The organism is Candidatus Methylomirabilota bacterium, assembly GCA_036001065.1.
Lineage (GTDB): Bacteria > Methylomirabilota > Methylomirabilia > Rokubacteriales > CSP1-6 > MNEF01.
In genome coordinates this window covers 1-21385 of the sequence record DASYUQ010000044.1, presented here as the reverse complement: position 1 = coordinate 21385, position 21385 = coordinate 1, and the positions used below count along the sequence as shown (strand labels likewise).

Sequence of the window (21385 nt, the reverse complement as noted above, 5' to 3'; positions counted from 1 at the left end):
CGCATTTGACAGTCTTTGCCCGGGGTTGCTACGCTCTGCCCGCCATGTCGCCCGAGCTGTATCGCCGGGCCCGGCGGGCCGAGGCCAAGGCCGAGCGCGCCGAAGACCGGCGGCGTCTCCGTCTCGACGTGTTCCGCGCCGCACTCGCCGACGGGCTCGACTCGCTCAAGCTGATGCACGCCGAGGGTGCGTCGGGGCAACAGTCGGTGCAGGCCCACGCGCGGTTCATCGACGGCGTGGTCCGCTCGCTCACCCGACTGATCGTCCTCGACGCGACCGAGGCCGGGCTGGCGCCGGCGCCCTTCGTCATCGTCGCGCTCGGCGGGTACGGCCGGGGCGAGCTGCACCCGTCGTCCGACATCGACCTCATGGTGATCCACGACGGCGAGCTGAGGCCGTACGTGCAGCGCGTCACTCAGGAGCTGCTCTACACGCTGTGGGACCTGGGGCTTCAGATCGGCCACAGCCTCCGCTCGCTGGAAGACTGCGTGGCGATGGCCCGCACGGACCTGCCCAGCCGGACCTCGATGCAGGAGGCGCGCTTCCTGGCCGGCGACCGCCGGCTCTTCGCGCGCTTCCGCCGCGTGCTGAACGAGAACGTCTACCGGCGGGACTTCGAGCAGTTCCTGGAGGCGATGCTGAGCGAGCGCGATCAGCGCTACCGCAAGCACGGGGCCTCGCCCTACATCGGCGAGCCCAACGTCAAGGAGTCGGCGGGCGGCCTCCGGGACATGCACACGGCGATGTGGCTGAGCGCCGCCAAGTTCGGCGCCCGCACGCTCCGCGAGCTCAGGGAGAAGGCGCTCATCACCGAGCGGGAACAGGCGCTGACGGACGGGGCGCTGACGTTCTTGTGGCGGGCCCGCAACGAGCTCCACTTCCTCTCCGGTCACCGCAACGACGTCCTCACGCGCGACCTCCAGCCGCAGATCGCCAAGAACCTGGGGTACCGGGACGATGACGAGAGCCTGGGCGTCGAGCGCTTCATGCGCGACTACTATCTGCACGCGCGGGTGATCCACCGGGTGGCCCAGCGACTCATCGCGCGCTGCCAGGAGACCCTCTCCCAGCGCCACCAGGCGGCGCGGCGCGACCGGCAGCAGGCGCTGGCCGACGGGCTCGTCTTCATCGACGGGCGCCTGTATCTGGCCCGTCACAGCGCGGAGGTCTTCGCCGAGGATCCCACGCGCCTCCTCAAGGTGTTCTGGCACGCCCACCGGCTGGGGTGCGAGCTCTCCCCCGAGCTGGAGCGGGCCATCGAGGCGTCCCTGGAGCTCGTGGACGACACCGGGCGCCGCTCGCCGGTGGCCCGCGACCTCTTCCTCGACATCTGCCGCGCCTGGGGGCGGGTGGCGCTCACGCTGTCGGAGATGCACGAGCTGGGCCTGCTGGGACGGTACCTGCCCGAGTTCGGGGCGCTGACGTGCCTCGTGCAGTACGACGTCTATCACAAGTTCTCCGCCGACCGGCACTCGCTGCTGGCGGTCGAGCACCTGGAGGCGCTGGCGCCGGGACAGTCGGCGGAATCGGAGGGCGCCGCCCAGGTCTTCACCGAAGTGGAGAAGCCGGAGCTGCTGATGCTCGGCATGCTGCTGCACGACATCGGCAAGGCCAAGGGGCACGGTCACGTGGCCAAGGGCATCCCGCTCATCCGGGAGCTGACGGCCCGGATGGGCCTGTCGTCCGCCGACGCCGCCGCGGTGGAGTTCCTGGTGGCCCACCACCTGACCATGTCCCACATCGCCCAGCGGCGCGACATCGACGACCCCAAGACGGTGGCCGACTTCGCGGCGGCCACGGGCGATCCCCAGCGGTTGCGCATGCTCTATCTACTCACGTGGGCGGACATGCGGGCGGTGGGGCCGGGTGTGCTCACGCCCTGGCAAGCCGTGATCCTGCACGAGCTCTACGCCCGCACGCTGGTCCGACTCACCGGGGGGCGCGTCGAGCGCCCCAACCGCGCCCAGCTGGCCGAGCGGCTCTACGCAGCGGTGAAGGACGAGGTGTCGCTGCAGGCCGTCAAGGCGCACCTGGCCATGATGTCCGATCGCTACCTGGCCACGACGACGGTGCAGCGCATGGCCGAGCACGTGCGCATGGTCCAGGGGCTCGACGCGGCGCCGGTGGTGACGGAGCTGTTCCATCACCCCGACCTCGGCTCGTCGGACCTCGTCGTCGTGACGCGCGACCTGCCCGGCCTCTTCGCGCTGATCGCGGGCACGCTGGCCGCCCACGGCGTCAACATCATCTCCGCCCAGATCTCCACGCGGGCCGACGGCATCGCCCTCGACACGTTCCAGGTCAACGACCCCGCGGGGGAAGCGATTCTGTTGCCGGCCCACTGGGCCCGCACGCTCGACGCCCTCCGCGCCGTCATCGCCGGCGAGCAGAGCGTCGACGCGCTCCTCGAGCGGCGGCGGGCGGCCCGCCGCCCGGCCAGGGATCCGGAGACGCCGCCGAAAATCTCCCTCGACAACGGTCTCAGCGATGCCTTCACCGTGGTGGAGGTGAAGTGCCCCGACCGAATCGGCCTGCTCTACCTGATCACCCGGACCCTGTCCGCGCTCGGCCTGGACATCGCCAGCGCCCGCATCGCCACCGAGATCGACCAAGCGTTCGACACCTTCTACGTCCACGACGGCAAGGGTGGCAAGATCGAGGCGCCAGCGGCGATGGAGCGGCTGCGGGAGGCGCTCGAGCAGGCGCTGGTGCAGCCGCTGTGACGGCCGCGCAGGCCCCCGCATGTTGAGCCGTTACCGCGAGCCGGTGCGGATATGGACCGATCCGATCGGCCACGCGCTCTTCCGGCTCCGGCTGCGCCCCAACCACCTCACGGTCGCCGGGCTGGGGGTGAGCCTCCTGGCCGCCGCCGCGTTCGTGGCCGGACGCACGCGGACGGCCGGCCTGCTGCTGATCCTGGCCGGCCTCTTCGACTTCTTCGACGGCTCGCTGGCGCGGGCGTCCGGGCAGGTGACGCCTTTCGGCGCCTTCCTGGACTCCGTGATCGACCGCTACTCCGACCTCGTGGTGCTGCTGGCCATCGTCGTGCTCTTCGCGAGGATGCCCCACACGCGGGGCGCCATCATCGCCATGGCCGGGCTCGTCGGCAGCGTGATGGTCAGCTACACCAAAGCGCGCGCCGAATCCATTGGCATCGAGTGTAATGTGGGAGTGATGGAGCGACCGGAGCGCATGATCTGCCTTATCGGGGGCGCCCTGTTCGGCCTGCTGGAGCCGGCGCTCTGGATCCTGGCCGTGCTGGCGAACCTCACGGCGATCCAGCGCATCGCGTTCACCCGCCGGACGATACGCGACTCGGCCCGGCTCTCCATCGGCGCCGCGCTGCTCTCCGGGATGCTGGTGGCGGCCCCGGCCGTGGCGGCGGATACGCCGCCGGCGGATTCCGCCCGCTCCATCCCGCCGGCGACCGAGAGTGCGTGGGCCGCCGCGGTCGCGGAGTTCCAGGCGGGGGATCCGGCACCGCTGATCCGGGCCTTCGGCAGCGAGGCGGCGCTCTCCAGCCCGATCGCCGACTACGCGCGGTATCTCCTGACCGATGCGCTCGCGCGGGCCGGCGATCTCGAGGCCGCGCGGGCCGTCGCGCTGGGCCTGGCCGAGCGTCACCCCAACAGCCGGCTGGCCGCTCCAGCGCTGTTGGCGGCGGCCACGCTCGCCGCCCACGCCGGCGCCGACGACGAGGCCCAGGTGATCCTCAAGCGCCTGATCTCGTCCTACCCGGACGCCGCCGAGGGCGCGGAGGCCCTCTACCTGCTCGGGATGATCGGCGAGGCCGGCGATCAGCGCGAAGCCGCCGTGGGCGTGTACCAGGAGTTGCGGGTGAGGGCGCCCACGACCGGCTGGGAGGACGGAGCCACCGACCGTCTCGCCGCCCTCGCCGCCGCCGGCGTGCGCGTTCCGGAGCTGTCGATCGACCAGCGTCTCCAGCGCGCCGAGCGTCTGCTGAGCGGCGGCGTCCCCAAGACGGCCGGGGAGGAGGCCGAGCGCATCGCCAAGGAGACGCGCGATTCCGGCATCGCGGTGCGCGCGCTCCGCATCGTCGCCGATGCCTCTCTGAAGATCGGCCGCTACGAGGCGGCGGCGCGGGCCCTCGAGCTGGCCGCCGGCCGCGCGCCCGCCGATCGCCGGCCCGGACTGTTGCTCGACCAGGCCCGGCTCTGGCGGCGCGCAAATCAGCGCGAGCGCGCGCTCACGGTGCTGGCCGGCGTCGAGGCGCGCGGCGTAGACGCCGAGGTGGCGGAGGCCCTCTATCTCAAGGGCCGCACGCTCGAGGAGCTGGACCGGCAGAGTCAGGCCGCGAGCGCGTACAAGGCGGTCGCCGCGCGGTATCCCGCCCGCGCGGTGGCTTGCGAGGCGCTCTGGCGCCTGGGCTGGCTGGAGTACCTGCGAGGCGATGCGCGGTCGGCCGAGCAGACATGGCTGCGTCTCATCGAGCTTCCGGGCGGGCGCGCCTGGCGACCGCCGGCCCTCTACTGGGCGGGGCGCGCCAAGGAGCAGACGGCGGGGAGCGAAGCGGCGGCCACGCTCTACCGTCGCGTGCTCGGCGAAGCGCCGCGCAGCTACTACGGTCTCCTGGCGGCCCGCCGCGTGACGGCGACGGCCGAGGCCGCGCCCGACCCGGCGATCCGTCTTCCCGCCGATCCCCGGGAGGCGATCGGCGACGATCCCGGCTTCGCGCGCGCGGATCTGCTTCGCCGCCTCGGCCTCGTCGAGTTCGCGCTCCAGGAGCTGGAGGACGTCGTGGCTCGCGCGGTCGGCGACCCCGTGCGCCTCTACGGTCTCTCGGGGGTGTACATCCGGGAGGAGCGCTACCACCTCGCCCTCCGGGTCCTCCGCCGAAACTTCGTCGCCGTGGCCGAGAGCGGCCATTCGGCGCTGCCGCGCGCCTTCTGGGAAATGTTCTATCCGTTCGGCTGGCGCCAGGAGATCACCGAGGCCTCCCAGCGTGCGGGGCTCGATCCATACTTCGTCGCGGCGCTTGTGCGCCAGGAGTCGAGCTACGACCCACGCGCCCTCTCCCCCGCCGGTGCCCGTGGGCTCATGCAGCTCATGCCCCGCACGGCCCAGATGGTGGCCGGGCACCGCGGCCTGCCTTTCCGTGACGGGCTGCTCGACGATCCGGGCGCCAATATCCAGATCGGCGCGGCTTTCCTGGCCGAGCAGCTGCGCGAATGGAGTGACCCGCGGCTGGCGCTGGCCGCCTACAACGCGGGGCCCCCCCGGATGCGCCAGTGGTGGCAGGCGCGGCGCACGAACGACATCGAGGCGTTCGTCGAGCAGATCCCCTTCGACGAGACTCGCCACTACGTCAAGCGCGTGATGTTCTACTGGGAGGAATACCGCCGGATCTACGGCGGCTCGTAGCGCGGGCCTCCGGAATCTCTTGTGCCGGAGGACGTATCTAAACGAATAGTTCGCTCATCGCCCCTCCGCTCGATCGCCAGCCGCCTTTTTTCGGAATCCCGCCCGCCCGTGGGCGCGTCCTACAAACGGGAGGAATACATGATGATGGCGAAGCGAATTCTCGTGCCGCTCGACGGTGAGGGGGCGGCCGAGGCGCTCGTACCGCTGGTCGGCGCCTTGGCCCGCGGGGTTGGATCGAGCGTTCGTCTGCTCCGGGTCTTCCCGGTTCCGGAAACGGTGGTGGGCGCGCACGGACGCACCGTCGCCTACGTCGATCAGGAGATGGCGCGTTTGACCGCGGAAGGGCTGGACGACCTGCGCCGGCTCGAGGCCCAGCTCCACGGCGTTCCCGTCGAGAGCGTGGTTCGCTTCGGAGATCCGGTCGAGGAGACCCTGGTCGAGGCCGAGGCCTTCGGGGCGGACTTGCTCGCGCTGGCGACCGCGAACCGCGGTCGGCTGCGGCGCCTGCTGGCGCCCGGCGCGGCCGAGCGGATTGCTCGGAAGGCGCCACTGCCCGTCCTCCTGCTCCGCGCGTGACGATCCGCGATGCTGGTCATGATCGATGCGGCTCCGACCGCGGCGGTCCCGGCGGGGTATCCGCGCGAGCTCGAGCGTGAGATCCGCCTCAAAGACGGCGCCGCGGCGCGGATCCGCCCGGTTCGTCCCGACGACGCCCAGCGCCTGATCGACCTCTACGACCGCCTGAGCTATACGACCGCCTACCAGCGCTTCTTCAGGGCACCCAAGCGGCTGCCGCCCGAATGGGCCCGCCTGTTCGCGAACGTGGACTATCACGGTCGCCTGGCCCTCGTGGCCGAGCACGACGCGCCGCGCGGCCCGGAGCTGGTGGGCGTGGCGCGCTATGAGCCCTCCGACGAGCCGGGGACGGTCGAAGTCGCGGTCGTCGTGCAGGACGGCTGGCAGGGCCGGGGGCTGGGCGTGATGCTTCTCAGTGACCTGCTCGCCGCGGCCGCAGCCCGCGGGATCCACCGGTTCTGCGCCTTCGTGCTGGCGGACAACTCCCGGATGCTCCGCATGCTGGCGCGCTTCACCCGCGTCGAGAAGCGCACGATCGACTCGGGGGTGGTGGAGCTCATCTTCACGCCCCGCGCGCGAACGGTCAGCGTGTAGGGGGCGCCAGGTTCCTTCGCGAACGCGCCGCCCGTGTCCGGACCGTTCGCCGCGACCGCGATGGGGCGCGCCGCCGCCCGGACCACCAGCGGCGGCGCGCGGTCACGCGCCTGAGCCCGATCTCTCCTACGGCGCGGGCGGCGGGAGGGCCGGCGCGGCGGCCGGAGGCGGCGGCGGGGGCGGAATCGCCGGGATCCAGACCCACACGTACTGCTGACCGTAGAGCTGGAGCTCGTAGCGGCCGTGCGGGTACTGGATCACCGTGGGGACGGCGGGCGCCGCCACCACCACCGGAGTCGAGTAGACCACCGGGGTCTGGTAGATGACGGCCGGCTGCGTCACCACCGTCCTGTAGACGACCTCCCGATGGTGGTAGCCGGCGTCTGCGAACCGGGGTCTCAGGAAGGGCCCAACCACCTGATTGAAGACGGCAAATGACGCCAGGCCGAGCGCGATATCGGTCGATCTGCCCGCGTAGGCGGCCGGCGCCCAGGCCGTCAGGAGCAGGGCGGCGAGGACGGTACAGGCGACGATGCGACGCATAGTCACGCCCTCCTTTCGCCCTATAAGACGGAGGGGCCCCCTTTTGTATTTATGCTCCTCGCGGGGGTGCCCGAGCGGGGCGGGTTGTGCCACACTCCTGGGGGGTGACCGGCCTCCGAGGAGTAGAGAAGGGAGGGTTCGCGATGTTCACTCCGCTCGGGCTCGACCACATCGTGCTCCGGGTCCGCGATCAGGCGGCCTCCCAGCGCTTCTACGTGGAAGTGCTGGGCTGCACCGTGGACCACGTCAACGAGAAGAGCGCGCTCGTCCAGCTGCGCTTCGGCGAGCACCTCATCGATCTGTTGCCCGCGGGCCCGACCCCGGGCGTGCCGCGCAGCGGGCTCGACCACTTCTGCCTGTCGATCCGCTGCGACGATCTGGGGAAGGCCGCCGAGGCGCTGGGCCGGCGCGGCGTGAAGCTGGAGGGCGAGGTCGTGGATCGGCGCGGCGCTTACGGTCGCGGGCCCTCGCTCTACATCCGTGATCCCGACGGTTACGTCATCGAGCTCAAGCCGCGCTGATGGTTGACAGCCGGGGCCAATCCGCCTAGATTCCCGGGCGTGCAGTGCCCCAAGTGCACCGCCCAGAACACCCCTGACGCCGTCTTCTGCGATGAGTGCGGCGGCCCGCTCGAAGCGGCCTGCGCCACCTGCGGGGACCAGAATCGGGCGGGCGCTAAGTTCTGCAAGAAGTGCGGCCGGCCGCTGGCCGCCCCCGCGCCCGAGACCTACACGCCCCCCCATCTCGCCGAAAAGATCCTGACCTCGCGCAGCGCGCTCGAAGGCGAGCGCAAGCAGGTGACGGTGCTCTTCGCCGACATCAAGGGATCGATGGAGCTGGTGGCGGATCGCGACCCCGAGGAGGTGCGCGCGCTGCTCGATCCGATCCTCTCCGGCATGATGGAGGCGGTCCATTACTACGAGGGCACCGTCAACCAGGTGTTGGGCGACGGCATCATGGCCCTCTTCGGCGCGCCGCTGGCCCACGAAGACCATGCGGTGCGGGCCTGCTACGCGGCCCTCCGGATGCAGGAGTCGGTCCAGCGCTACGGCCGGGAGATGCTGGGCCTGGCCCAGGCGCCGGTACTGATCCGCGTGGGCCTGAATTCCGGCGAAGTGGTCGTGCGCGCCATCGGCAACGATCTGCACATGGACTACACGGCGCTCGGCCAGACGACCCACCTGGCGGCGCGCATGGAGCAGATGGCAGCGCCGGGCTCCGTGCTGGCCACGGCGTCCACGCTGGATCTGGTCCGGGGCTACGTGCAGGCCCAGCCGCTCGGCCCCGTCCAGGTCAAGGGGCTGGAGACGCCGGTCCCTGTCTACGAGATTATCGGCACCACGCGCGCACGCTCACGGCTGCAGGCGGCCGGCCCGGCCGGCCTCACGCCCCTGGTGGGACGACGGGAGGAGATGGCGCGGCTCCGCGCCGCGCTCGACCGCGCGGGCGCGGGGCGCGGTCAGGTGGTGGCGCTGACGGGCGAGCCCGGCGTCGGCAAGTCGCGCCTGCTCTACGAGCTCGTGCATTCGCCCGCCGTCGATGGCTGGTCGGTGCTGGAAAGCGTCGCCGTCCCCTATGGCAAGGCGACGGCGTACCTGCCGGTGGTGGACCTGCTCCGGGGCGCCTTCCAGATCGACAGCCGCGACGACGCCGCCACGATCCACGAGAAGATCGCCGCCCGGCTGTCGGCCCTGGACATGACGCTGGGGGAGACGATTCCTGCTCTGCTCTCGCTGCTGGACGCGCTGCCCGAGGCGAGCCCGTTCCGCGCGCTCGATCCGACCGAGCGCCGCCGGCAGACGCTGGCGGGCCTCAACCGCCTGCTGATCGCCGAGAGCCGTGTCCGCCCCGTGCTGCTCGTCGTCGAAAATCTCCAATGGGTGGACTCGCAGACGCGGGCCTTCCTCGACGCGCTGGTCGAGAGCCTGCCCACCCTGCCGATCCTCCTGCTGGTGAGCTACCGACCTGAGTACGAGACCGGCTGGGCGGGCCTGCCTCAGCACGCCCGGCTGCGCGTGGGTCCGCTGCCGCCCGCCGAGGCCCGGGAGCTGCTGCGAGTGCTGATGGGCGACGACGCCGGGCTGACGTCGCTCGTGCGGGCGCTGATCGACCGGATCGGGGGCAATCCCTTCTTCCTCGAAGAGAGCGTCCGGAGCCTGGCGGAAACCGGCGTCCTGGAGGGCACACCGGGCGCCTACCTCCGCAGCGACCGCTCCCCGGCGGTGGAGATCCCGGCCACGATCCGGGCGATCGTGGCCTCCCGCATCGACCGCCTCGCTCAGGACGACAAGCGCCTGCTCCAGGCCGCCTCCATCATCGGCAAGGACGTGCCCCTCAGGCTGCTGGAGCCGATCGCCGAGCTGTCGGCGCCCGCGCTGCGCCCTGCCCTGGCCCGCCTCCAGGCAGCGGGGTTCCTGCACGAGCGCGAGCTCCTGCCCGATCCAGAGTTCACGTTCATCCACGCGCTCACGCACGAGGTGGCGTACGCCGGTGTGCTCCACGAGCGCCGCCGCGTGCTCCACGCCCACGTCGCCGAGGTGATCGAGCAGCGCCTGGCCGACGCGGTCGAGCGGCTCGCCTACCACGCGTTTCGCGGTGAGGCCTGGGAGAAGGCCGTGACGTACGCGCGGCTGGCCGGCGTCCGGGCCGTCGCGCGCGCCGCCAACGTGGAGGCCGTCGCCTGTTTCGAGCAAGCCCTGGCCGCGCTCGAGCATCTGCCCGACAGTAGCAGCGCCGAGACGCTGGTCCAGGCGACCGACCTGCGGCTGGACCTGCGCCCGCCGCTGCTGCAGCTCGGGCGCCTCAACGAGGTGCTCTCGCGATCGCTGGAGGCCGAGCGGCTGGCCAGTCGCCTCGGAGACGATCGACGGCTGGCGAACGTCTACACGTACCTGATCAACTACCACTACCTCAAGGGGGAGCCGGACCTGGCGATCGAGTACGGCGAGCGCTGCCTGGCCATCGCGGAGGCCAGCGACGACGAGACGCTCCGCGCGCTGGCCGGGCGTTACATGGGGCACATCTTCCACACGCTCGGCCAGTACCGGCGGGCGCAGCGGATCTTCACGGAGAACGTCGAACGGTTGGAGGCCTCGCCGCTCGCGGGGGAGGCGGCGCCGCCGTCGGTCTCCTACGCCGCCTCGACGGCCTGGCTGGCCTTCACGCTGGCCGAGCTGGGCGAGTTCGACTTCGCCGACGCCTACCTCGTCCGGGCGGAGAAGGCCGCCAACGCCGACGGCCACGCCTACAGCCAGGCGATCGCCTGGACGCTGACCGGGCTCGTCCGCGCCCGTCAGGGCCGGTTCGAGGAGGCGCTCCCGCCGCTCGAGCGCAGTCTCGAGGCGTGCCGGGAGCGCCAGCTCGCGATCTGGCAGCCGATCCCGTCCTCGCTGCTGGGGCTGACCCTGGCCACCCTCGGCCGGCCCGACGAGGGTGTCCTCCTGCTGGAAAGTGGTGTGGCGCTCACCGAGGAGCTCGGCGTCAAGTCGTACCTCGCCCTCTGGACCGCTCATCTCGCCGAGGGGCTGCTGGCTGCGGGCCGGCTCGACCAGGCTCTGGCCACCGCCGAGCAGGCGCTCGAGCTGGCGATCGCTCACCGCGAGCGCGGCCATCAGGCGTGGGCCCTCCACGTGCTGGGCGAGATCGCGGCGCACCCTGAGGCGGCCGACTTCGACCGGGCGGAAACCTCACAGGCCCAGGCGCTCGCCCTGGCCAGGACACTGGAGATGCGTCCCCTGGTGGGCCGCTGCCGCCTCGCGCTCGGTCAGCTCTATCGGCGGACGGGCAACGCTGTGCGCGCCGAGGAGCACTTGGCGTCCGCCACCGAGCTGTTCTGCGAGATGGGCATGAGCCGGTGGCTGAAGGAGGCGGAGGCCTCGCTCCGGGCGCTGGGGCGCATGTTCATCGTCGCCCGGGATCATCCGGCCCTGCACGCCTACCTGGAGCAGGCCTTCACGGGGGACGAAGCGATTCGGATCGTCCTCGATCGCCGTCGGGGCGAGCGGCGGCAGGTTCCGGACGGGCACGTGAGGGAGCGACGGCAGGCGGAGCGCCGGCTCCGCGCCGATGTGGACGCTCGGCTGCGCGCCCGCGCGCTGGTGGTCGTGAACTAGTACCAGGCCCAGTGGCCGGGGACCCAGACCCACCCTGCCCAGCTCCACGCCCAGAAGCCGGGCATCCAGAAGGCTCTCGGGACGACGACGTGCGATTGCGGCACCACGATGACGGCCCGCGGCGCCGCGTGCGGGTGAACGTGGTGCGGGCGGTGCGGGTGAACGTGGTGCGGGCGGTGCGGGTGAATATGGTGCGGGCGGTGCGCGCGGTTCTGCAGACCCCACGCGCGCCAGGGGTCGATCCGGTCGCTCGACCACGCCGGGGCGCCTGCCCCCAGCGTCAGGACCGTTGCGATAGCGAACGCGATCGTCAATAGTACAAGCCGCACAGCCCCCGCGGGCCGGGCCCCGCCTGCCCGAGGCGAGACGAAGTGAGTCGTTTTCATCCCCTACCTCCTGGCCTACAATGGCGCTTCCTGACCTACACCTAAGTTTGACGTGTCGGGCGCGGTCGATGTTTAGCGGCCGGGCGTCGGTGGGAGGAGTGGTGGAAGAGATGGCGGTGGGGCCGGTGACCTCGCGACGCGGCGCAGGCCAGGCGACGGAGGCGCGGGCGCCGCGCGACCTGCGCGAGTGGATCGCCGCGGTGGACAAGCTCGGCCAGCTCAAACGGATCACGGAAGAGGTGAGCCGCAACGAGGAGATGGGGGCCATCACCTACATGGCCCACCAGGAGATCGGCGCCCCGGCGCTGCTGTTCGAGCGGATCAAGGAGTCGCCGAAGGGCTTCCGCGCGCTGTGGAACCCGATCGGCTCCAGCGTCGACCGCTTCGCCTTGGCGATGGGCGAGCCGCCGGGGCTCAGCGTGATGGAGCTGATCCAGCGGTGCCGGATCAAGTTCGCCAGCCCGATCCCGCCCGTCGTCGTCGAGGGCGAGGGCGCCTTCGTCAACGAGAACCACCTGCGCGACGACAAGGTGGACCTCCGCGCGTTCCCGGCCGCGCGCCACTGGGCGGGCGACGGCGGCGAGTACATCGGCACCTGCGACGCCATCATCACCCGCGACCCCGACGGCGGCTGGCTGAACGTCGGCTGCTACCGCCAGATGGTGCAGGGCAAGAACCAGGTCGGGCTCTACCTGTCGCCCGGGAAGGACGCGCGGCTGCACATCGAGCGCTACTGGAGCCGCAACGAGCCGTGCGAGGTGGTGATGTGCTGGGGCATCGACCCCGCCATGTTCATCGCCGCCTCGCAGACCTTCCCCAAGACGGTCTCGGAGCTGGACTACATCGGCGGCCTGATGGGGCGGCCGGTGGAGCTGGTGAAGGGCGACGCCACCAGTCTCTATTACCCCGCGCGCGCGGAGATCGTGGCCGAAGGGATCCTCCCGCCGAACTCCCAGAAGCTCGAGGGCCCGTTCGGCGAGTTCACGGGATATTACGGGAGGCCCGAAGACTTCGCGTTCCTCGTCGAGATCAAGGCGGTGCACTATCGCGACAACCCGATCTTGACCCACGCGCTCATGGCCGACTATCCGGCCAACGAGTGCGCGCTGCTCTACGCGGTGGCGCGCTCGGCGCGCGTCTGGAGCGATCTCGACAAGCTCGGCGTGCCCGGCATCAAGGGCGTGTACGCGCACCCGGCGGCGGCCGGCGGGTTCGGCATGACCGTGGTATCGCTGGAGCAGCGCTACGCGGGGCACGCGCCCCAGGCTCTGGCGCTGGCGGCCCAGTGTCCGGGCGGGGCGTACTTTTCGAAGTGGATCATCGCGGTGGACGAGGACGTGGATCCCTCGAACACGAACCAGGTGATCTGGGCGATGGCCACGCGGTGCAATCCCATCGAGGACATCGACATCCTGCGCCAGACGTGGTCCACGTGGCTGGACCCGACGCAGAACCCGCCGGAGGAGCGGCCGTACGGCTCCAAGGCGCTGGTCAACGCGTGCATGGAGCACCGGTACATCAAGCAATTCTCCAAGCGGACGAAGGTTCGTCGCTCCGTGTACGAGTCCGTGGCGGCCCGGTGGGAGGCCCTGGGCTTCAAGGGCACGCCCCCCAGGCTCTGGGCGCTGGAAGACTGACGGGGCGGCGGGACGAGACGACGGGCGGGCATGCGTGATCTGAGAGAGTGGCTGGAGCGCGTGGAGCGGCTGGGCATGCTCCACCGCGTGGCCGCCGAGGTCGACCGCGACGAGGAGATGAGCGCGGTCACGTACCTGGCCGGCCAGTCGCTGGACGCCCCCGCGCTGCTCTTCGAGCGAATCAAGGGATACCCGCGCGGGTTCCGCGTGCTCTGGAACCTGCTCGGCGGGAGCGTGGCCCGGACGGCGATCGCGCTGGGCGAAGCGCCCGACATCGGCGTCGTCGACCTCGTCCAGCGCGTCAGGACCAAGCTCGCGCGCTCGATTCCCCCCGTGCTGGTCGACGCCGCCGAGGCGCCCGTGAACGCGAACCACATGATCGGTGCCGAGGTCGATCTCGTTCGCTTCCCCGCGCCCCGCCACTGGCCCGGCGACGGCGGGCGGTACATCGGCACTGCCGACGCCGTCATCACCCGTGATCCCGACGGCGGCTGGCTCAACGTCGGCACCTACCGCCAGATGGTGCAGGGCAGGGCCCAGGTCGGGCTCTATCTCTCGCCCGGGAAGGACGCGCGGCTGCACATCGAGCGGTACTGGGCCCGCAACGAGCCCTGCGAGGTCGTCGCCGTCTGGGGAGTCGATCCCGCCCTGTTGATCGCCGGCTCCCAGACCTTCCCCAAGAACGTCTCCGAGCTCGACTTCATCGGCGGCCTCGTGGGCCATCCCGTCGAGCTCGTGAAGGGTCAGGTGGTGAGCCTGCCCTACCCGGCCCGGGCCGAGATCGTGATGGAAGGCGTCATCCCGCCGAACTCCCAGAAGCTCGAGGGGCCGTTCGGCGAGTTCACCGGCTACTACGGCCGGCCCGAGGACCTGGCCTTCCTCGTCGAGGTGAAGGCCATTCACTACCGCGACGATCCGATCCTCACCAGCGCCCTGATGGCGGATTATCCGGCCTCCGAGCAGGGAATGTTCTTCGCCGTGGCGCGCTCGGCGCGCATCTGGACGGACCTCGACCGGCTCGGCGTGCCCGGCATCAAGGGCGTGTGGGCACACCCGGCGGCGGCCGGCGGGTTCGGCATGACGGTGGTGTCGCTGGAGCAGCGCTACGCGGGGCACGCGCCCCAGGCCCTGGCGCTGGCGGCGCAGGTTCCCGGGGGGGCGTACTTCACGAAGTGGATCATCGCGGTGGACGAGGACGTGGATCCCTCGAACATGAACCAGGTGATCTGGGCGATGGCCACGCGGTGCAATCCGGTCGAGGACATCGACATCCTGCGCCAGACGTGGTCCACGTGGCTGGACCCGACGCAGAACCCGCCGGAGGAGCGGCCGTACGGCTCCAAGGCGCTGGTCAACGCCTGCATGGAGCACCGCTACCTGAAGCAGTTCTCCAAACGCACCAAAGTCCGCCGGTCGGTCTACGAGGCGGTCGCCGCCAAGTGGTCCCGGCTCGGCTTCACGGGCGAGGCGCCGAAGCTCTGGGCCCTCGACGACCAGGAGGTCCACGAATGATCCGCCTTCTCATTTTCGGCCTGGCGCTGCTCGCCACCGTCGCCGTCGCGGAGGCGCAGCTCCCCAAGCAGGTGACGCTCGCCACCAACCCGCCCGGCACCGTGTTTTACGCCGTCGCCAGCGGGCTGGCCAAGGTCGCCAGCGGCGCCGCCGGATACCAGATGGTCGTCCAGCCCTACACCGGCACCAGCACGATGCTGCCGCTGCTCAACACCGGCGAAGTCGACTTCGGCCTCGTCAACGCCGTCGACATGGGGCTCTCCTACCGCGGCCCCGGCTTCAAGATCGGCGGCCGCAACCCCTTCCCCCACGCGCCGAATCTGAGATTGGTCATGCGCGGCTCGCCGCTCATGGTGGGGCTGCTCGTGCGCAAGGACTCGCCCATCAAGAGCGTCTACGACCTCAGGGGCAAGCGGATGACCGGCGAGTACCCGGCGCACCTGGCCGTCTGGTACAACATGTTCGGCCACCTCTCGAGCGCCGGCCTCACCTGGAACGACGTGAAGGTCGTCCCGGTGCCGGCCGTCAACGACGGCGTGGATGCCCTCGTGCAGGGGCGGACCGAGGTCACCCAGCACGCCCTGAACTCGGCCAAGGTCAAGGAGGCCGATTCCATCGTCGGCGTGCGCCACGTCTCTATCGACTGCTCGCCCGAGGGCGAAAAGCGCCTGCGGGCGGCGGTGCCGGGCTATTACCCCCGCTGGGTCAAGGCCGGCACGGCCACGGCGGTCGGGGAGGACACGTGCGTCATCGCCTACGACACCTACCTGGCCGCCGGCAAGAGCCTGCCCGATCCGGTGGTCGAGGCTGCGCTGAAGGCGCTCTGGGACAACGAGAGCCGGCTCGCGCCGCTGCACCCGATGCTCCGCGAGTGGACGCGGGACCGGGCCGTCGGCCTCGACGTGACGATCCCCTACCATCCGGCCGCCATTCGCTTCTACAAGGAACGGGGCCTGTGGAAGCCGGAAATGGACCAGGCGCAGCAGAAGCTGCTCGCGGTGACCCCATGAGCGGGCCTGCGCTGCGCCGGCTGGGAGCAGCGCTCGCGCTCGGCGCCACCGCGCTGGCGGCGCCCGCGGCCGCGCAGAAGGCCGCCAGCATCGGCACCAACCCGCCGGGCAGCGTCTTCTACGCCATCGGCAGCGGCCTGGCCAAGGTGGCGGGGGATGCCGGTGCCGCGAAGCTCACCGTCCAGCCCTACGCCGGGACGAGTACCTTCGTGCCGCTGCTCGAATCGGGCGAGCTGGAGCTGGGGGTCAACAACGCGGTCGACATGGGCCTGGTCTACCGGGGGCCGAAGTTCACGATCGGCGGCCGGAACCCGTTTCCGCACGGGCCGAGCCTCCGTGTGGTGATGCGTGGGGCGCCGCTGATGATCGCGCCGGTCGTCCGTCGCGACTCGCCGATGAAGACCATTCACGACGTCAAGGGCAAGCGGGTGACCGGCGAGTACCCGGCCAACCTCGCCATCTGGTACAACGTCTTCGGGGCGCTGGCCAGCGCCGCCCTCACCTGGAACGACGTGCGGGTGGTCCCGGTCCCGGCCCTGAACGACGGCATCGACGCGCTAGTGCAAGGGCGGGCCGACGTGTCGTCCTACGCCCTGAACGGCGCCAAGGTGCGGGAGGCGGACGCCGCCGTCGGCGTGCGCCACCTGTCCATCGACTGCTCGCCGGAAGGCGACAAGCGGCTGCGCGCGGCGGTGCCGGGCTACTACCCGCGCCGGGTGAAGAAGGGCGAGGCACTGGCGGTCGCGGACGACATGTGCGCGGTCGCCTACGACATCTACGTCGTCGCCGGCCGGGGCGTCGACGAGGGGCTGGTGGAGGGCATGCTGCGCTCGGTCTGGGAGCACGGCGACAAGCTCCTGCCGCTGCATCCGATCTTCCGTGAATGGGCGCGGGAGCGGCTGGCCAGCGCCGAGGTCACGATGCCCTATCACCCGGCCGCCGTCCGCTTCTTCCGGGACAAGGGCGTGTGGACGGCCGAGATGGAGCGGGTCCAGCAGCAGCTCCGGCAGCTCTCCCGCTGAGCGCGTGGGCGACAAGTTCCGCGCGCTGACGGGCGTCCCGCAGGCGCTGGAGTGTGCGCTCCTCGCTCTCCTGACGCTCGTAGGCGCGCTCTGGTCGCTGGAGGTCCACCACTACCTGCCGGTCGCCTTCTTCAAGGAGCAGTACCTCGGCCTCTTCCTGGCGCTGGCGCTGGCGGCCGTCTTCGTCGGCGTGAAGGCGCGCGCGACGGAGGCGCCCGGCCGCGTGCCCTGGTACGACTGGCTGCTCGCGCTGGGCGGCGCCGGCGTCGGCCTCTACATCACCGTGCTCTACCCGCGGATCGCCTACCAGCTCGGCGTGGCGACGTGGGACAAGGTGGGGCTGGGCGCGCTGGCCATCCTGCTGGTGCTGGAGGCGACCCGGCGGCTCGTGGGCTGGGTGATGGTGGGGCTCGGCGCCGCGTTCATCCTCTACGCCAAGTTCGCCTTCCTCTTCCCCGGGCTGCTCGGCGGCAAGGGCTCGAGCTGGGAGCGCATCGCCGTCTACCTCTACCTGGACACCAACAGCCTGCTCGGCCTGCCCGTGTCGGTGACGGCCGGCATGGTGGTGGCCTTCATCTTCTTCGGCCAGATGCTCTACGCCGTGGGCGGCGACCGGTTCCTCACCGACCTCGCCCTGGTGGCGATGGGCCGCTACCGCGGCGGGCCCGCGAAGGTCTCGGTGGTGGGCTCGTGCCTGTTCGGGACGGTCTCGGGCAGCGCGGTGTCCAACGTGGTCGTGGACGGGCCGATCACCATTCCTATGATGAAGCGCACCGGCTACGCGCCGCACGTGGCCTCGGCCATCGAGGCGGTGGCCTCCACCGGCGGCCAGATCATGCCCCCGGTCATGGGCGTGGCGGCCTTCCTCATCGCCGAGTTCCTCGCCATTCCCTACTCGGAGGTGGCGCTGGGCGCCCTGATCCCCGCACTCCTCTACTACCTGGCGATCTTCGTCCAGGTGGACCTGGAGGCCGCCAAGCACGGCCTGCAGGGGCTGCCCCGCGAGCAGCTGCCGCGCCCGGGCGAGGTGATGCGGCGGGGGTGGGCCTTCCTGGTGCCGCTGGCCATCCTGCTCTACACGCTCATGATCGCCGTGTGGGAGGCGGGCAAGGCGGGGATGGCGGCGGTGCTGGCCACCATCGTCATCGGATTCCTGCAGCGCGAGGGCCGCCTGACCCCGGCGCGGCTCGGCCGCGCGATGATCGGGACCGGGCGCATCCTGCTCGACATCATCGCCATCACGGCGGTGGCGGGCCTGGTGATCGGCGCGCTCCAGCTCTCGGGCCTCGGCTTCAAGTTCTCGATGCTCCTCGTGAACGTGGCCGGCGGCAGCTCGCTGGCGCTGCTGTTCCTCAGCGCCATCGTCTGCATCATCCTGGGCATGGGGATGCCCACGGCCATCATCTACGTGATGCTGGCCGTCCTGGTGGGGCCCGCGCTGGTGCAGCTCGGCGTCGCGCCGCTGGGCGCGCACCTCTTCCTCTTCTACTTCGGGATGCTCTCGATGATCACGCCGCCGGTGTGCCTGGCGACCTACGCCGCGGCCTCCATCGGCGGCGCGGACTTCATGAAGACGGGCTGGACCGGGATGCGCCTGGGGATCGTGGCTTACGTGGTGCCGTTCGTCTTCGCGTACCATCCCGCGCTGCTCATGAAGGGCTCGGCCCTGGACATCGCGCTCGCCGCCGGCACCGCTGTCCTCGGCGTCGTCCTGCTCGGCATCGGCGGCGCGGGCTACCTGTTCCGCCCGCTCGGCTGGGGCCAGCGCGCCTGGGCCGCGCTGGCCGGCCTGCTGCTCCTGCCGCCGCTCTCGAGCTGGGTGTGGGTCGTCGCCAACGTGGCGGGCCTCGCGCTCGGGCTCCTGCTCGTGCTCGTCGAGTGGGCCGCGACCTCGCGAGCGATCCAACCCCTCACGCCCCGGGCGGGCCATCCGCGGCCCGCGCCGGGCTCAAGGACTCCACTACAGCCATGAAGATCGACATCTTTCCCCACATCCTCCCCCGGAAGTACTTCGACCGGATGCTGCAGGTCGCGCCGCAGGGCTTGCACATGCAGAAGCGAATATCGGGCGTCCCGGTCCTGGTCGACCTGGACCAACGGCTCCGGATCATGGACCGCTACGAGGGCTACGTGCAGGTCCTCACGCTGGCGGCCCCGCCCATCGAGGTCGCCGCCGGCCCCGACGTGAGCCCCGAGCTGGCCCGGCTGGCCAACGACGAGATGGCCGCGCTGGTCGGCAAGCACCCCGACCGGTTCGTCGGCTTCGTGGCCTCACTGCCCATGAACAACCCCGACGCGGCGCTCAAGGAGATCGACCGCGCCATCGACCAGCTCGGCGCCACCGGCGTGCAGATCTTCAGCAACGTCAACGGCCGGCCGCTCGATCGACCGGAGTACCAGCAGCTCTTCGCGCGCATGGCCGAGCGCCGGCTGCCCATCTGGATGCACCCGGCCCGGCCGCCGAGCTTCCCCGACTACGCCGGCGAGCCGCGCTCGAAGTACGACATCTGGTGGGCGTTCGGCTGGCCGTACGAGACGAGCGCGGCGATGGCGCGCCTGGTCTTCTCCGGCATCTTCGACCGACACCCCGACCTGGTGATCATCACCCACCACATGGGCGCGATGATCCCGTTCTGCGCGGGGCGCATCGGCGGCGGGCTCGATCAGCTCGGCAGCCGCAGCGACGACCCCGACGACGTCGGCGCGCTAAAGCGTCTCCGGAAGCGCCCCATCGACTACTTTCGGATGTTCTACGGCGACACCGCGCTCTTCGGCGCCTGGCACGCCATGGAGAGCGGCCTGGCCTTCTTCGGCGCCGACCAGATCCTCTTCGGCACCGACATGCCCTTCGACCCCGAGAAGGGGACCGGCTTCATCCGCGACACGATCGCCGCGATGGAGCGCATGCGGGCGCCGGCGGAGGACAAGGCCAAGATCTACGAGGGCAACGCGCGGCGGCTCCTGAAGCTGCGCCTCCGCTGAGGGGATCAGTCATGGGCGAGCCGGTCCAGTTCAACCCGCTGCTCCCGGAGGTCATCGCCGACCCCTATCCGCTCTACCGGCGGCTGCGCGCCGAGGACCCCGTGCACCTGAGCCCGATGGGCGTGTGGTTCCTCGCGCGCTACGACGACGCGGCGATGATCCTGCGCGATCCCCGCTTCGGCAAGAGGGGCTACCAGCAGCTTCTCACCGCGCGCTTCGGGCGCGAGGGGCTCGGCCGGTCGATGCTCTTCCAGGACCCGCCCGATCACACGCGCCTGCGCACGCTCGTAAGCAAGGCCTTCACCCCGCGGGTGATCGAGAGCATGCGCGACAAGATCCAGGGGATCGTGGACCGCCTGCTGGACGACGTGAAGGGCAAGGAGACGATGGACGTCATCGCCGATCTCGCCTATCCGCTGCCCGTCAACGTCATCTGCGAGATGGTGGGCGTCCCGGCCGGAGACCGCGGGCGCTTCGAGCAGTGGGCGCACGACATCGCGCGCAGCCTCGACGCCATCGCCTTCCCCGATCCCGAGATCGTCGAGCGGGCCAACCGTGCCGAGGACGGGCTGAACGCCTACTTCCACGGGCTCGTGGCGGAGCGACGGCGGGCGCCGCGCGCGGATCTCCTGACCGCCCTCATCGCCGCCGAGGAGGCGGGCGACCGGCTGAGCACCAGGGAGCTGTTCGCCACGGGGATCCTCCTCTTCATCGCCGGCCACGAAACGACCGTGAACCTCATCGGCAACGGCACGCTGGCCCTGCTGCGCCACCCCGACCAGATGCAGCGCCTGCGGGATGACCCGTCGCTCATCGCGACCGCCGTCGAGGAGCTCCTGCGCTACGACAGCCCCGTGCAGCGCACGGGCCGCATCGTCTACGAGGACGTCGTCCTCGACGGCAAGACCATCCCCAAGGGCGCGCTCGCCGTCGGCCTGCTCGGCGCGGCCAACCGCGACCCCGCGCAGTTCACCGACCCCGACCGCCTGGACATCACGCGCGGCGCCAACCAGCACCTGGCCTTCGGCTGGGGCATCCACTTCTGCCTGGGCGCCCCGCTGGCGCGCCTGGAGGGCCAGATCGCCATTGGCACGCTGCTCCAGCGCCTGCCGCGCCTGGCCCTGGCCACCGAGCGGCTCGAGTGGCGGGAGACCTCGACGCTGCGCGGGCTGAAGGCGTTGCCGGTCGCGCTTTGACAGTCTGGATCAGACGCCGTCGCCGCCCCACCTCCTAACGACAGCCCCGGGGGCGGCGCGGGGCGGCTCGTTCTGGTCAACCGTCTGGTCGTCACGACTGAATTCTTTGCAGAGCCCTCAGACCCTCCCTGTAACATGCTGCCCAGATATGCGCGCGGCGATGCGATTTTGGCGTTAGCAGCGGCCGCGGGTCCGGCGGCCGGCGGCCGGCGACACACAAGGAGGGGGGGCTTCGCATGAGACACGGCAAAGCGGCAGTTCTCACCCTGCTCATGGCGCTGATGGTCTTCCTGCCGACAGCGGCCCTGACGGATGAGAGTGGTGGACTGCCATCGGTCGACGTCCGAGTCACCACCCTCGAAGGCCAAGTGGCCGCCCTGCAGGCGGCGTTCGATGCCCGGGTCGCCGCCCTGGAAGGCCAGCTGGCCGATCT

General features: G+C 71.0%; 16 protein-coding genes. 14 read left to right on the top strand and 2 right to left on the bottom strand.

Annotated elements, in window-relative coordinates:
- The first annotated feature begins 44 nt into the window (after positions 1–44).
- The 4 genes from glnD to VGV13_03865 all read left to right on the top strand — a co-directional run bounded on the left by glnD (position 45) and on the right by VGV13_03865 (position 6552).
- Complete coding sequence (gene glnD, locus VGV13_03880) at positions 45–2723, top strand: [protein-PII] uridylyltransferase (protein HEV8640217.1); 2679 nt, start codon at positions 45–47, stop codon at positions 2721–2723.
- Positions 2724–2742: 19 nt separating this feature from the next.
- The gene (locus VGV13_03875; protein ID HEV8640216.1) at positions 2743–5382 is read left to right on the top strand and encodes a transglycosylase SLT domain-containing protein; all 2640 of its coding nucleotides are present in this window, start codon (positions 2743–2745) and stop codon (positions 5380–5382) included.
- A 138-nt stretch (positions 5383–5520) separates the two neighbouring features.
- A complete protein-coding gene (locus tag VGV13_03870; protein ID HEV8640215.1) occupies positions 5521–5958 on the top strand; it encodes a universal stress protein in 438 nt (145 codons plus the stop codon).
- Between the two features lie 9 nt (positions 5959–5967).
- Positions 5968–6552: a GNAT family N-acetyltransferase gene (locus VGV13_03865; protein HEV8640214.1), complete on the top strand. Its 585-nt coding sequence runs from the start codon at positions 5968–5970 to the stop codon at positions 6550–6552.
- A 126-nt stretch (positions 6553–6678) separates the two neighbouring features.
- Here VGV13_03865 and VGV13_03860 read toward each other — a convergent pair whose 3' ends face one another.
- The gene (locus VGV13_03860; protein ID HEV8640213.1) at positions 6679–7095 is read right to left on the bottom strand and encodes a hypothetical protein; all 417 of its coding nucleotides are present in this window, start codon (positions 7093–7095) and stop codon (positions 6679–6681) included.
- A gap of 143 nt (positions 7096–7238) precedes the next feature.
- Here VGV13_03860 and VGV13_03855 point away from each other — a divergent pair, with 143 nt between their 5' ends.
- Both VGV13_03855 and VGV13_03850 read left to right on the top strand, forming a co-directional pair.
- A complete protein-coding gene (locus VGV13_03855) occupies positions 7239–7616 on the top strand; it encodes a VOC family protein (GenBank protein ID HEV8640212.1) in 378 nt (125 codons plus the stop codon).
- A 39-nt stretch (positions 7617–7655) separates the two neighbouring features.
- Complete coding sequence (locus VGV13_03850) at positions 7656–11207, top strand: adenylate/guanylate cyclase domain-containing protein (GenBank protein ID HEV8640211.1); 3552 nt, start codon at positions 7656–7658, stop codon at positions 11205–11207.
- On the opposite strand, the gene VGV13_03845 is transcribed toward VGV13_03850, so the two are convergent.
- Positions 11204–11593, bottom strand: coding sequence for a hypothetical protein (locus VGV13_03845; protein ID HEV8640210.1), 390 nt, complete (start codon positions 11591–11593; stop codon positions 11204–11206). The two genes, VGV13_03850 and VGV13_03845, sit on opposite strands and share 4 nt — an antisense overlap.
- Positions 11594–11661: 68 nt before the next feature.
- Here VGV13_03845 and VGV13_03840 point away from each other — a divergent pair, with 68 nt between their 5' ends.
- From VGV13_03840 to VGV13_03805, 8 genes are all read left to right on the top strand, one after another.
- Positions 11662–13230 carry a UbiD family decarboxylase gene (locus VGV13_03840; protein HEV8640209.1) on the top strand — a complete coding sequence of 523 codons (1569 nt, stop codon included), beginning with the start codon at positions 11662–11664 and terminating at the stop codon, positions 13228–13230.
- Between the two features lie 30 nt (positions 13231–13260).
- A complete protein-coding gene (locus VGV13_03835; protein HEV8640208.1) occupies positions 13261–14742 on the top strand; it encodes a UbiD family decarboxylase in 1482 nt (493 codons plus the stop codon).
- Positions 14739–15752: a TAXI family TRAP transporter solute-binding subunit gene (locus VGV13_03830; GenBank protein ID HEV8640207.1), complete on the top strand. Its 1014-nt coding sequence runs from the start codon at positions 14739–14741 to the stop codon at positions 15750–15752. The genes VGV13_03835 and VGV13_03830 overlap by 4 nt, the downstream gene beginning before the upstream one ends.
- The gene (locus VGV13_03825; protein HEV8640206.1) at positions 15749–16774 is read left to right on the top strand and encodes a TAXI family TRAP transporter solute-binding subunit; all 1026 of its coding nucleotides are present in this window, start codon (positions 15749–15751) and stop codon (positions 16772–16774) included. Before VGV13_03830 ends, VGV13_03825 begins: the two co-directional genes overlap by 4 nt.
- A 4-nt stretch (positions 16775–16778) precedes the next feature.
- Positions 16779–18746: a TRAP transporter permease gene (locus VGV13_03820; GenBank protein HEV8640205.1), complete on the top strand. Its 1968-nt coding sequence runs from the start codon at positions 16779–16781 to the stop codon at positions 18744–18746.
- Positions 18743–19756: an amidohydrolase family protein gene (locus tag VGV13_03815; protein ID HEV8640204.1), complete on the top strand. Its 1014-nt coding sequence runs from the start codon at positions 18743–18745 to the stop codon at positions 19754–19756. Before VGV13_03820 ends, VGV13_03815 begins: the two co-directional genes overlap by 4 nt.
- 11 nt (positions 19757–19767) lie before the next feature.
- The gene (locus VGV13_03810) at positions 19768–20952 is read left to right on the top strand and encodes a cytochrome P450 (GenBank protein HEV8640203.1); all 1185 of its coding nucleotides are present in this window, start codon (positions 19768–19770) and stop codon (positions 20950–20952) included.
- Between the two features lie 236 nt (positions 20953–21188).
- On the top strand, positions 21189–21385 hold a 197-nt coding region (locus VGV13_03805; protein ID HEV8640202.1), incomplete at its 3' end, for a hypothetical protein.